The organism is Aquabacterium sp. (assembly GCF_036279655.1).
GTDB lineage: Bacteria > Pseudomonadota > Gammaproteobacteria > Burkholderiales > Burkholderiaceae_C > Aquabacterium.
In genome coordinates this window covers 1-12,828 of record NZ_DASUIT010000094.1, presented here as the reverse complement: position 1 = coordinate 12,828, position 12,828 = coordinate 1, and the positions used below count along the sequence as shown (strand labels likewise).

Genomic DNA, 12,828 nt, shown 5'->3' with positions numbered 1-12,828 from the left:
TCGTCCTCGTCAACTCAGCAAGTCGCCCTGGGCTTGCGGCGGCTTGAGCCCCAGGTGGGCAAAGGCTTGAGCGGTCGCGATGCGCCCCCGGGGGGTGCGCTGCAGAAAGCCCTGCTGGATCAGATAGGGCTCGATCACATCTTCGATGGTGTCGCGCTCCTCACCGATGGCCGCCGCTACGTTGTCCAGCCCCACGGGCCCGCCGTCAAAGCGGTGCACGATGGCGTCCAGCAGCTTGCGGTCCATCACATCAAAGCCCAGCGGATCCACATCGAGCATGGCCAGGGCCTTGTCCGCCATGTCCTTGGTGATGCGGCCATTGCCCTTGACCTCGGCATAGTCCCGCACGCGGCGCAGCAGGCGGTTGGCAATGCGTGGCGTGCCCCGTGAGCGGCGCGCCACCTCCATGGCCCCATCGGCGTCGATGGGGGCGCCCAGCAGCCGGGCCGAGCGCGTCACGATGCGCGTGAGCTCCTCGGTGGTGTAGAACTCCAGCCGCGCCACGATGCCGAAACGGTCCCGCAGCGGATTGGTCAGCATGCCGGCACGGGTGGTGGCACCCACCAGGGTGAAGGGCTGCAGATCCAGCTTGATGGACCGGGCCGCCGGGCCCTCGCCGATCATGATGTCGATCTGATAGTCCTCCAGCGCGGGGTAGAGGATTTCTTCGACCACCGGGCTCAGGCGGTGGATCTCGTCAATGAAGAGCACATCGTTGCGCTCCAGATTGGTCAGGATGGCGGCCAGATCCTTGGGCTTTTCCAGCACCGGCCCGGAGGTCTGACGCAGGTTCACGCCCAACTCGGTGGCCACGATGTGGCTCAAAGTGGTCTTGCCCAGGCCGGGCGGGCCGAACAGCAGCACATGGTCAAGCGCCTCGCCACGCTTGCGGGCTGCCCCGATGAAAATCTCCAACTGCTCGCGGGCCTTGGCCTGCCCCACGTACTCATCCAGGTCCTTGGGGCGCAGGGCGCGCTCCATGGCGTCCTCCTGGGGCGAGGCGACCGACCCGCCCAGCACCCGAGGGCTGTCCGCCACGACCTTGCCAGATGGCGAGGGGAGGTGTTGCTCAAAATCGTCAGTCTGTATGCTCATACAGTGATTATCGCGATTTCGGACGGGTTTTGTGAGGATCGGGCTTGCGTCAGCTCCGTTGAACGGGGGATACTTTCCTAATTGCCGGGGATAGGTAGTAACCCAGGCTATCTTTTCCTGACCCTATCTTGGAGATCACATGAAAAAATCTGTTCTGGCCGCTGCGGCTCTGCTGGCAGCTTCGGGCGCTGCCCTGGCTCAATCCTCCGTGACCCTGTACGGTGTCGTGGATCTGTCGGTTGAAAGCGTCAAGGGCGATGACTCCGTCACGCGCGTGACCTCGAGCAACTACGCCACCTCGCGCCTGGGCTTCAAGGGGGTGGAGGATCTGGGCGGTGGTCTGAAGGCCAAGTTTGCTCTGGAATCCACGGTGGGCGCGGACGTCGGTTCCGCTGGCAGCGGTTCGCGTTTCTGGGACCGCGCAGCGTGGGTGGGTCTGGACACTGGATACGGCAACTGGAGCCTGGGTCGCATCGACTCGGCCATTGGCCTGATCGCCGGCAACAGCGCCATCCTGGGTGCTCAGGCTTATGACGATTTCAAGATCGCCAAGACCTTCGCTGGCGATACCTACCGTCGTTTTGACAACGCCATCACCTACACCCTGCCCACGCTGGTGTCCGGCCTGACAACTCAGATCCAGTACACCACGCGTGCTTCTGGCGATGAGTCCAGCGCCAATGACCTGGGCAAGGGCTACAGCCTGAATGCTCAGTACGCGGCAGGTCCCTTCGCCCTGGGCGCGGGTTACATCAACGTCAAGGCCGGCGCCACCGGTTCGTATGAAGATTCGGCCGCGCTGGCCTATGGCTCCTACGACTTTGGCGTGGCCAAGGTGCTGGGCTACTACAACGTGGACAGCCGCTCGACCTTTGCCGAGCAGAAGCGTCTGCTCGGTGCCAAGGTCTGGGTGCCCCTGGCTGACCAGCTGACGCTGATGGCCGGTGTGTCGCAAGTCAAGAACGCTGCCAAGTCTGCTGGCGAAGACGACGCCACCATCGTGTCGCTCAAGCTGAACTACAACCTGTCCAAGCGCACGGCGGTGTACGGCCTGCTGACCACGGTCGACAACGACGCTGGCTCGAACCTGGGCGTGGCGGGTGTGACCACCTCTGCCGGTGAAAACAGCAGCGGTCTGGCCGTCGGTATCCGTCACTCCTTCTGATCAGGCGTTCTGCCTGTATCCGTCTGCCCGTCAGGGCAGGCATCCCAAGCCCCGCTTCAGCGGGGCTTTTTCATGGCCGCGTGGTGTGGTGAGTCATGGATGTTGCAAGTGCGCAACAGATCCGATGAGATCACGATACGTGACGGAACTGTCACAAAACCATTCGAACAGTTTTGTTGCAATTCGTTCGGTTCGGCGGCGCTTCGCGCTCATATGCATAGACGCAATGCTTCCTTGTGTCTGCGTGGGCTGCGTTCCGATACTTCGAGTCTGGCGCGATGCTCCCTCCTGGCGCATTGATGTCAGAACCTGTCGTGATTTTGGAGAATTGAATGAAGAAGACCATCCTGGCTGCGGCCGCTCTGCTGTCCCTGTCTGGCGCAGCCCTGGCTCAATCCGTGAGCATCTACGGCGTGCTGGACGCCTCCATCGAGAGCGTCAAGGGCACCGAGTCGGTGACCCGCGTGACCTCTGACAACTACGCCAGCTCGCGTCTGGGCTTCAAGGGTGTGGAAGACCTGGGTGATGGCCTGAAGGCCAAGTTCGTGCTGGAGCACAACGTCAAGGTGGACACCGGTATCCAGGGCAACACCCCTCGCTTCTGGGATCGTGCCGCCTGGGTCGGCCTGGAAGGTGGTTTTGGCGAACTGCGCCTGGGGCGCATCGACTCGTCCATCGGCCTGCTGGCCGGCAACAGCGCCATCCTGGGCGCTCAGGCTTATGACGATCTGAAGATCGCCAAGACGTTTGCGGGTGACAAGTACCGTCGCCTGGACAACGCCATCACCTACTACGTGCCTGCTGTGGTCCCCGGTCTGACCGCGCAAATCCAGTACAGCACCGCCACGGGCACCTCTGCTGCCGTGGGCACCGAAGCCAAGGACGATGCCACCGCAGGCTCGGGCACCGCTTTCGGCCTGAACGTGCAATACGCAGCCGGTCCCTTCGGTGCCGGCCTGGGCTACATCAATGCCAAGACCGACACCTCGTCGGCCAAGAAGACCGACAAGGGTGTGCTGCTGTACGGTTCTTACGACTTCGGCGCCGCCAAGCTGACGGCCTACTACAACCAGGACAGCACCTCGGGCACGGCAGAAGACCGCACCCTGTTCGGCATCAAGGTCGGTGTGCCTGTCACCAAGGACTTCAGCCTGCAGGCCTCCGTGGCCCAGGTCAAGGACCAGGAGCAGACCGCCAACAACAAGGACGACGCCACCATTGTGGCCATCAAGGGCGTCTACAACCTGAGCAAGCGCACCGCCCTGTATGCCCTGATCACCACCGTGTCCAACGACGACCAGGTCAAGCTGAACGTCGGTCAGGCCACGGACGATGGCAAGAACGCCCACGGCATCGCCTTCGGTATCCGCCACTCCTTCTGATCGCAGCCCTCCGCAGGCATTGCAGCTTCTTTGTGTGAGCCCTGCCGGTCGCCGGCAGGGCTTTTTCGCATCTGGGGTGGCGATGCGGTGGTGTGTGCGAATGCTTTGGGCATGAAAAAAGCCCCGCTTGCGCGGGGCTTTTGACTGTCAGGAACTGAGCGAACTCAGATCAGAAAGCGTGACGGATGCCGAGATCGATGCCGGTCACGGTGTCGCTGTTCTTGGTCTTGCCGCTGGTGACATCGGTGTAGATGGCCGTGCGCTTGCTCAGGCTGTACTCGTAGCCCAGCGAGAACTTGCGCTGCTTGGTGTCGCCGGCGGCCAAGAGAGCGGTGCGCGCACCAACGGCTGCAGCGTCATTGCTGCTATCGCTGTCGAGCAGCTTGCCAAGAATGCCTGCTTGCAGCAAGGGGTTGGGATTGTCCCAATCGATCTGGGTGTAACCCACCTTCAGCAGACCGCCACCCAGCGGCGCCGTGGCGGCCAGGGTAAAGGACTTGGGCTTGGCTTCACCGCCAAACGGGGTCTGGATCTTCGACTGAGCGAAGCTCACGCGGGGCTTGATTGCGCCGAAATCGTAAGCACCACCGATGATGAACAAGGTGTCGGTTTCGTCGTTATTGATCTGCGAGGGAGACTGATCGTAGGCAGCCGTCAAGAACAGCGGACCAGCTTCGTACATGGCGCCAACGGCGTAACGATTGTCGGTGCCGTCTTTTTCAGACATGGAGGCTGCGGCCATGAAAGTGAAGCCGGCTGCCTTGGCCTTGTAGAAAATGGCGTCGTTCAGACGAGCCTGATGGTTGCCCGCGTTGTAACCCGCGAAGGCGTAGGACGTGCCGCCGACTTCAGCGATACCCTGGTTGAGCCAGGGGTCCAGCAGATACTGAGCGTAGAAGGTGGGGCCGTAGTCACGACCGAGGGTGATTTCACCAAAGGTCTGGCTGGTCAGACCGACGATCGACATGTCCCAGAACTGGTTGCCGCCCGACGTGTTGGTCGCACCCACATCCGGTTGCAGACGGTGTTCCAGGCCGAACTTGGCCGACAGGCCGCCGCCCAGGTCTTCGACGCCACGGAAGCCGATACGCGACTTCGTGGCTTGAGCCACATTCAGCTCTTCGTTTTGCATGCCGACGCCACCCAGGGCGTACTCGGCATCCGCACGGTTTTGCTTGACCAGACCCAGGTCAATGATCCCGTAGACCGTGACCGACGATTGAGCCATGGCGGCGGAGGCAAGGGTGCCCAGAGCGGCCAGAGCGATGAGTGACTTTTTCATGAAGAGTATCTCCAATGTTGAACGTAAGGGTGGGGCAACTTCCGCGCAAGGACTTCCACCACCCCGCACTTCCGTGAGGAAGCTGGATGCCATTCCACCAGACCTGGGGGTTGCGTGGGCCTGGGGTTGACCTAAAAACGACGTTTTCGTTGCTGTGTGGCAACGGTTTGAGGGGGTTTTGCCCCCTCAAGGCGACCCGCTGTTAAACCACCGGCCATCAAACATTTGTTTGAATCAGCCGTTCCTTGGCGAACAATTCCTGCACCGATTCGCGCTGGCGGATCACCCAGGTCTGATCCCCGTCCACCATGATTTCGGCCGCACGGCCACGGGTGTTGTAGTTGCTGGCCATGGTCATGCCATAGGCGCCAGCGGACAGCACGGCCAGCACGTCACCACTGTGAACCGCCAGGCTGCGATCACGCCCCAGCCAGTCACCCGACTCGCACACCGGGCCCACCACATCCCAGACTTCCGGGCTGTCACCACTCAATCGGGTGTTGACGATGCCCATATAGGCCTCGTATAGCGCCGGGCGCATGAGGTCGTTCATGGCGGCATCCACCACGCAGAAGTTCTTCTGTTCGCCCGGCTTGAGGTACATCACTTCGGTCAGCAGCACACCGGCATTGCCCACGAGAGAGCGGCCAGGCTCGAACATGAGTTCGCGGTGACCATGGCCGCGCGCATCGATGCGCGAGATCAGCAAGGCGATCAGTTCATCGGCGGCGGGAGGCACTTCGTCGGTGTAGGTGATGCCCAGTCCGCCGCCCAGGTCCAGGTGGTGGATCCGGATGCCGTGTGATTCGATGGCTTCGACCAGGTCCAGCACGCGGTCCAGGGCGTCCAGGTAGGGGCCGGTGTCGGTGATCTGCGAGCCGATATGACAATCGATGCCGACCACCTCGATGCCGGGCAACTGGGCGGCCCGCTGGTAGGTGGCCACCGCCACCTCGTGAGCGATACCGAACTTGTTGCCCTTGAGCCCCGTCGAGATGTAGGGGTGGGTGCCGGCATCCACGTCGGGGTTCACGCGCAGGCTCACCCTGGCCACTTGGCCGAGCGATTGGGCCACTTGCGAGAGCACTTCCAGCTCGGCGGTGCTCTCGACGTTGAAGCACTTCACGCCCGCCTCGATGGCGGTTTTCATCTCAGCGCGGGTCTTGCCCACGCCGGAGAAAACCACCTTGGTCGCCTCTCCACCCGCAGCCAGCACACGGGCCAGCTCGCCCGCCGAGACGATGTCAAAGCCGCAACCGGCCTGCGCAAACGTTTGCAACACCGCCAGATTGGAGTTGGCCTTGATGGCGTAACAGATCAGGTGCGCACGGCCCGTCAGCGCGCGCTGATAAGGGGCCAGTGCCGCCAGCATGGCGGGGCGTGAGTAGACATACAGCGGCGTGCCGTGTTCGTGCGCCAACTGGTTCAGATTGATCTGGTCGAGGTGCAATTCCTGATCGCGGTAGGCCAGGAAGGGGGCGCCGGGCAGCTTGGGGGAGGACATCGTGTGCGGAAGGATAAAAAAAGGAAGTTCAGCGGGAGGCCGAGGCTGCGGAGGCGGCAGCCTCTGTCGGTGATGGCAGGACCAGCGGCCCTTTTTGTCCACATCCGCTCAGGGGCGTGCCGATCAGGGTGATCGCGCAGGCCAGGCCGACAAGACGTACCATGCCGACGGTTCCCAGGGGCCATTGACGTGCGTGACGCCGGTCCGTGTCCGGGCTCACTACAATTTTTGACAAGCTGTTCATGCGCTGATTTTAAGGATGACCCATGTCTGATCACGAAACGCCCTCGGGCTGGCCCGATGCCATGTATCTTGAGGCGGCCCGCACGACCTTGTCCAGGGTGGAGGCCACCATTGACCGCTGGCTGGATGGCGATGTCATCGACATCGACAGCGCGCGCTCCGGCGGCATGCTGACCCTCACGCTGCCCGATCGCAGCCAACTCATCATCAACACCCAGCCGCCGCTGCACGAATTGTGGCTGGCGGCGCGCAGTGGCGGCTACCACTTCAAGTATGCCGGCGAACAGCGCTGGCTGGACACACGCACCGGAGAGGATTTCTTCACCGTGCTGTCGGCCTGTGCCTCTGAACAGAGCGGGAGGGCCCTGAACTTCTGAGCGCCCGGCGGCGGTCGCCGGGAGGATTCAGGGCTGTACCTCCGGCTTGCCGCCGAACAGGTCGAGGATGCTGCGTTTTTCATCCGCATTGGGCGCGTCCGGCGCCGCAGCATCGTTTTCATCAGGGGTGAGTTCACGCACGCCGGTGCCGGCGGTGTATTCCTCGTAGAACCATTCACCACCGATGTTGATCACGCCCTCGGGGGGCGTGGGCTCTTCCACGGGCATGCCGCGCAGGGCCGTGCGCATGAAGTCGATCCAGACGGGCAGGGCCAGGCCGCCGCCGGTTTCCTTGTCACCCAACTTGCGTGGCTGGTCATGCCCGATCCACACGACCGCCACGACGCGGGCGGTATAGCCGGCAAACCAGGCGTCCATCGAATCGTTGGTGGTGCCGGTCTTGCCGTAGAGATCGGGGCGCCCCAGGCTGGCCTGGGCACGGGCGGCCGTGCCGGAGCGCGTCACCTCCTGCAGCAGGCTGGACATCAGGAAGGCATTGCGTGCGTCGATGGCGCGCATGGACTCGTCCAGGACCGCCGGGCGGTGCTGCGCCAGCACGGCATTGCGCGAGTCGGTCACCCTGGTCACCAGCGTCGGGTTGACGCGGTAACCGCCGTTGGCAAACACCGCATAGGCATCGGCCATCTGCAGGGGCGTCACGGAGCCGGCGCCCAGCGCCATGGTCAGGTAGGCCGGGTGCTTGTCGGCCTCGAAACCGAACCGGGTGATCCAGTCCTGTGCGTAGCGAGGACCCACCGACTTCAGGATGCGGATGGAGACCATGTTCTTGGACTTGGCCAGTGCCCGTCGCAGTGGCATGGGGCCTTCAAACTTGCCGTCGTAGTTCTTGGGCTCCCAGGGCTGACCGCCCGTGGTGCCGGCATCGAAGAAGAGGGGTGCATCATTGACCGTGGTGGCCGGGGTGAAGCCCTTTTCCAGCGCGGCCGAATAGATGAAGGGCTTGAAACTGGAGCCCGGCTGGCGCCAGGCCTGCGTCACGTGGTTGAACTTGTTGCGTTCGAAATCAAAACCGCCTGCCATGGCGCGCACTTCGCCAGATCGGGGATCGATGGCCACCAGGGCGCCTTCGACCTCAGGCAACTGGGTGATCTGCCACTGATTGTTGCTATTTTGATACACGCGCACCACGGCGCCGCGGCGAATCTGCTGCTTGGGGGGTGCCTTGTCCGACAAGGCGGCTGCCAGCCCTTTGAGCCCTTCGGTGCGGATGTCGATGGACTCCCCGGACTGCAGCAGTGCCACCACCCGACGGGGCTCCGCGCTGAGCACCACGGCTGACTTGATGTTGTCGCTGTCGGGGTGTTCTTCCAGGGCCTCGGCCACGCGGACATCCACTTGCTTGGGGTCTGCGGGCAGGTCGATGTAGGCCTCGGGGCCCCGCCAGGCCTGGCGCCGATCGAAGTCCAGCAGGCCCTTGCGCAAGGCGCGGGTGGCGGCCACCTGATCGCTCATCTTGACCGTGGTGTAGACGTTGAGGCCGCGCGAGTAGGCCTCCGCGCCGTATTGCTCATACATCAGGGCGCGAGCTGCCTCGGCCACATATTCACCCTCACGCGACACGGGGGCCTTGCTGCGATAGACCAGGGTCTCCGACTTGGCCTTGGCGTGCTGCTCAGCCGTGATGAAGCCGTTGTCGAGCATCCGGTCCAGGATGTATTGCTGCCGGATCGTGGCTCGCTTGAGATTGCGCAGCGGGTTGTAGGCCGAGGGGGCCTTGGGCAGACCCGCCAGCATGGCGGCTTCGGCCACAGTGATGTCCTTGAGGGGTTTGCCGAAATAGGTTTCACAGGCGGCGGCAAAGCCATAGGCCCGCTGGCCCAGGTAGATCTGGTTCATGTAGAGCTCCAGGATCTGGTCCTTGCTCAGCATGCCTTCGATCTTGAGTGCCAGCAGGATCTCGTAGATCTTGCGGGAGAAGGTCTTTTCGGTCGACAGGTAGAAGTTGCGGGCCACCTGCATCGTGATGGTCGAGGCGCCCTGGCTGCGCGCCTCGCCAAAATTGGCCAGACCGGCACGCAACACCCCGATGTAGTCCACGCCGCCATGGCGGTAAAAGCGTGCGTCTTCAATGGCCAGCACGGCCTCCTTCATCACCTTGGGCATCTGGGCGATGGGCTGGAAGGTGCGTTTTTCTTCGCCAAACTCGCCAATGAGGGTGTTGTCAGCCGAATAGACGCGCAGCGGCATCTTGGGTCGGTAATCCATGAGGCCGTTGAGCGACGGCAGATTGGGGTAGATCACGGCCAGACCCATGCAGATCAGCATGGTGGCGGCCAGCCCGCCGGCGACGGCCAGCCCCACCAGCCAGGCCAGGGGGCGAAGCAGCCACTGTATCCACCAACTGTTCGAGTGCGGGCCCGGTGCGCGAGGCGAGGGAGATGCGGGGCGGGGGGTAGGGGCACTCATCAAGGTCGATGCAAGACTCGGAGAAGGGATTATAGGAAGCCCTGAGCGGTGTGCAGAAACCTTGAAACCGCTTGTAAGCCGTCTTGATTGCGCAACGACTAGGGGGAAAGCCGGGCTACATTCAGTTTCATAGACAAAAACTTTGCTGCTAGCATTGAAGTGATTTATTAACTTTCCAGCGCTCTTTGTGAGTGCGTGGAGGATTGTGTGAGCTTCTTAGACACGCTGCTGGGCCGCAAGCACCCGCCCATGGTCGGGCTTGACGTCAGCTCGTCCAGCGTCAAGCTTGTCGAACTCAGCCAGAACACCGCTGGCGAGATGATCCTGGAGCGATTCGCTTCCGAGCCCCTTGAAAAGGGCTGGATCACCGATGGGCAGATCGAGAAATTTGACGAGGTCGCCGAGGCGGTCCGCAAAGTCGTGTCCAAAAGTGGCACACGCACCAAGTTCGTGGCCATGGCCATGCCCCAGTCGGCCGTGATCACCAAGAAGATCATGCTGCCGGGTGGTCTGCGTGAAGAAGAGCTGGAGATGCAGGTCGAGGCCGAAGCCAACCAGTACATCCCCTTCTCATTGGATGAGGTCAGCCTGGATTTCTGCGTGGTCGGCCCCAGTCCCACTTCCGCAGGGGATGTGGAAGTCCTGATTGCCGCCTCTCGCAAGGACCGGGTGCAGGATCGCCAGGGTCTGGCGGAATCCGCCGGACTCAAGCCGGCCGTGCTGGACATCGAGTCCTACGCGTCGCGCCTGGCCATGCGTCGCCTGATCGCCGCTCTGCCGGGCGAAGGCAAGGACGCCCTGGTGGCCCTGTTTGAAATCGGCGCCGAGACCACCAGCCTGAAAGTGCTGCGTGACGACGAGTTGCTGTACGACCGCGACCAGGCCTTTGGCGGGGCGCAGCTCACGCAGTTGATTTCTCGCCAGTACGGGTTTTCGTTCGAAGAGGCCGAAAGCAAGAAACTGTCGGGTGATCTGCCGGAAGATTTCCAGTCCAGTCTGCTGTCACCATTTGTCGACAGCCTGTCTCAGGAAATTGGCCGAGCGTTGCAGTATTTCTTCACCAGTACCCCGCACCACAAGGTCCATTACGTGATGCTCGCGGGGGGCACGGCCTCGCTGCCCGGCCTCAAGGAGCGCGTGACCGAGCTCACCGGTTTTGCGTCCATGGTGGTCAATCCATTTGATGGCATGAAGCTGGGCTCGGCCGTTCGTGAAAGCAAGCTGCGCCGTGAAGCGCCGTCCTACCTGACGGCCTGCGGTCTGGCGATGCGGAGGTTCCTGGCATGATTTTGATCAACCTCCTGCCGCACCGCGAAGAAAAACGTCGCCTGCGCAAGCAGGCTTTCTACATTGGTCTGGGTCTGTCGGCGGTGGCAGGCCTGGTGCTGGTGGCACTGTGGTACGCGGTGCAGCAGCAGATGATCAGCTCCCAGCAGGCCCGCAACGAGTTCCTCAAGTCGGAAATCACCAAGCTTGACGAGCAGATCAAGGATGTTTCCACCCTCAAGGAGGAGATCGAAGCCTTGAAGGCCCGTCAAAAGGCCGTCGAAGACCTTCAGACCGATCGCAACCTGCCCGTGCACTTGCTCAATGAACTGGTGCGTCAGACGCCCGAAGGGATCTTCCTCAAGCAGATCAGGCAAGATGGTGATTCGGTGATGGTCAGTGGGGTGGCTCAGACCAACGAGCGCGTGTCAGAGTTCCTGCGCCATACGGCTTACAACTCGCAGTGGCTGGAGCGCCCTGAGTTGCAGGAGATCAAGGCCGCATCCGTGACGCTCGCGGACAGCAAGAATCCCAAGCGCTTGTTCGAGTTTTCCGTCAAGGTGGGGCTTAAGCGTCCACAGGCGGCAGGCGCGGCAGCCAGCGGTGCCTCGGCACCTGCATCCAGGGCTTCGGCTCCTCAAGTGAATTGAGTGCGGAGAAACCATGGCCAATCCCAAACTCAATATCGATCTGAATGCCTGGTTTGCCGAAGCGCAAGACCAGTTCAAGGGGCTCAATCCCAACGAGCCTGGGCAATGGCCCGTTTTGCCCAAGGTGGCAGCGTTTGCTGCAGCGATTGTCGCTGCGCTGATTGCAGGCTGGTTGCTCCTTCTGTCCGCTCAATCGGATGAGCTGGAGGGAGAGCGCGCCAAGGAGCCTACGCTGAAGGTGGAATACCAGACCAAGCTCGCGCAGGCGGTGAACCTGAGTGAGCTCAAGAAGCAGCGTGTTCAGGTGCAAGAGTACGTGACGCAGCTGGAGAAGCAACTCCCAGGCAAGGCAGAGATGGATGCGCTGCTGTCCGACATCAACCAGGCGGGCCTGGGGCGAGGTCTGGAGTTCGAGTTGTTCAAACCAGGGCAAGTGGTTGTCAAGGACTACTATGCAGAGTTGCCCATTGCCATCAAGGTTTCTGGGCGTTATCACGACATTGGCTCCTTTGCGGGGGACATCGCCAATTTGTCCAGAATCGTGACCCTCAACAATCTCAATATCGTGACGGTCAGTGGTGGCAAAGACGCATCAGCCGGGCCTTTGATGTTGGAGGCAACGGCGCGGACCTTCCGCTACCTTGACCCGGAAGAAGTCAATGCGCAGCGTCTGTCCGCCAAAGGCAAGAAGAACAAGGACGGCAAGGCCGGTGCTGAAAAGGAGGTCAAGTCATGACGCGCATTGTCCGGGTGACTTCGGCCGCACTGGTTCTGGCGTTGATCGCCGGTTGTGGCTCTCAGAACGACGAGTTGCAAGAGTGGATGAATCAGGAGCGTGATCGGACCCGACCGAGTGTTCAGCCCATCTCGCCACCACAGAAATTCAATCCTCAGAAATACGAGATGGGTGAGGCTGTCGAGCCCTTCAGCGTTCAAAAGATGACGGTGGCGATCAGGCAGGAGATGGCCACGCCGAACTCTGCTGTGGCGGCCGAATTGAACCGCCGCAAGGAGCCGCTGGAAGCCTTCCCGCTGGACAGCATGTCCATGGTGGGTAGCGTGACACGCAAAGGCGTTCAGTACGCTTTGCTGAAGGTGGACAGCCTTCTCTATCAGGTCAAGGTGGGCGACTACCTTGGGCAGAACTACGGAAAGATCATGAAGATCACCGAGACAGACATCTCGCTGCGCGAGATCGTGCAGGACGCCGCAGGCGAATGGATCGAGCGGCCCGCCGCCTTGCAGCTTCAGGAGGGGGCGCAATGACTATGAACTTCAAGCATCTGATCTGGTCGATGGCTGGCGCATGCGCGGCCGTCTCTTACGCTTCGGCGGCGCCGGTCATCCAATCCATCACGGCCACCCAGCAAGGGGGCTCCGATGTGGTTCGGATCGAGTTGACGGAGGCTCTGTCGGCCTTGCCGCCCGGCTTCGTCG

At 62.0% G+C, this 12,828-nt stretch carries 12 protein-coding genes; 7 read left to right on the top strand and 5 right to left on the bottom strand.

What is annotated here, in order from left to right; genetic code table 11:
• Positions 1–9: 9 nt before the first annotated feature.
• Positions 10–1,095, bottom strand: a complete 1,086-nt coding sequence (gene ruvB / locus VFW84_RS11290) for a Holliday junction branch migration DNA helicase RuvB (protein WP_329680556.1) — start codon at positions 1,093–1,095, stop codon at positions 10–12.
• A 139-nt stretch (positions 1,096–1,234) separates the two neighbouring features.
• Here ruvB and VFW84_RS11285 point away from each other — a divergent pair, with 139 nt between their 5' ends.
• Entirely contained in the window at positions 1,235–2,260 is a 1,026-nt protein-coding gene (locus VFW84_RS11285; protein ID WP_329680555.1) for a porin, read from the top strand.
• 332 nt (positions 2,261–2,592) lie between these two features.
• On the top strand, positions 2,593–3,642 hold the full coding sequence (locus VFW84_RS11280; protein ID WP_329680554.1) for a porin: 1,050 nt from the start codon (positions 2,593–2,595) through the stop codon (positions 3,640–3,642).
• Positions 3,643–3,811: 169 nt separating this feature from the next.
• On the opposite strand, the gene VFW84_RS11275 is transcribed toward VFW84_RS11280, so the two are convergent.
• The 3 genes from VFW84_RS11275 to lptM form a co-directional block, all read right to left on the bottom strand.
• On the bottom strand, positions 3,812–4,924 hold the full coding sequence (locus VFW84_RS11275; protein WP_329680553.1) for a porin: 1,113 nt from the start codon (positions 4,922–4,924) through the stop codon (positions 3,812–3,814).
• A gap of 217 nt (positions 4,925–5,141) precedes the next feature.
• On the bottom strand, positions 5,142–6,428 hold the full coding sequence (gene lysA / locus VFW84_RS11270) for a diaminopimelate decarboxylase (protein WP_329680552.1): 1,287 nt from the start codon (positions 6,426–6,428) through the stop codon (positions 5,142–5,144).
• A 28-nt stretch (positions 6,429–6,456) separates the two neighbouring features.
• A complete protein-coding gene (gene lptM / locus VFW84_RS11265; RefSeq protein ID WP_329680551.1) occupies positions 6,457–6,591 on the bottom strand; it encodes an LPS translocon maturation chaperone LptM in 135 nt (44 codons plus the stop codon).
• Positions 6,592–6,694: 103 nt separating this feature from the next.
• Between lptM and cyaY the strand changes: the two genes are divergently transcribed.
• Positions 6,695–7,048 carry an iron donor protein CyaY gene (gene cyaY, locus VFW84_RS11260; RefSeq protein WP_329680550.1) on the top strand — a complete coding sequence of 118 codons (354 nt, stop codon included), beginning with the start codon at positions 6,695–6,697 and terminating at the stop codon, positions 7,046–7,048.
• Positions 7,049–7,075: 27 nt separating this feature from the next.
• On the opposite strand, the gene VFW84_RS11255 is transcribed toward cyaY, so the two are convergent.
• Positions 7,076–9,475 carry a penicillin-binding protein 1A gene (locus VFW84_RS11255; protein WP_329680549.1) on the bottom strand — a complete coding sequence of 800 codons (2,400 nt, stop codon included), beginning with the start codon at positions 9,473–9,475 and terminating at the stop codon, positions 7,076–7,078.
• Between the two features lie 249 nt (positions 9,476–9,724).
• Here VFW84_RS11255 and VFW84_RS11250 point away from each other — a divergent pair, with 249 nt between their 5' ends.
• The 4 genes from VFW84_RS11250 to VFW84_RS11235 are packed head-to-tail and all read left to right on the top strand — an operon-like array spanning position 9,725 to position 12,657.
• A complete protein-coding gene (locus VFW84_RS11250; protein ID WP_414638964.1) occupies positions 9,725–10,762 on the top strand; it encodes a pilus assembly protein PilM in 1,038 nt (345 codons plus the stop codon).
• On the top strand, positions 10,759–11,391 hold the full coding sequence (locus VFW84_RS11245) for a PilN domain-containing protein (protein ID WP_329680547.1): 633 nt from the start codon (positions 10,759–10,761) through the stop codon (positions 11,389–11,391). Before VFW84_RS11250 ends, VFW84_RS11245 begins: the two co-directional genes overlap by 4 nt.
• A 13-nt stretch (positions 11,392–11,404) precedes the next feature.
• Positions 11,405–12,127 (top strand): type 4a pilus biogenesis protein PilO, encoded by a 723-nt coding sequence (locus VFW84_RS11240; protein ID WP_329680546.1) that lies wholly within the window; start codon positions 11,405–11,407, stop codon positions 12,125–12,127.
• Positions 12,124–12,657, top strand: a complete 534-nt coding sequence (locus VFW84_RS11235; protein WP_329680545.1) for a pilus assembly protein PilP — start codon at positions 12,124–12,126, stop codon at positions 12,655–12,657. The genes VFW84_RS11240 and VFW84_RS11235 overlap by 4 nt, the downstream gene beginning before the upstream one ends.
• Positions 12,658–12,828 lie beyond the last annotated feature (171 nt).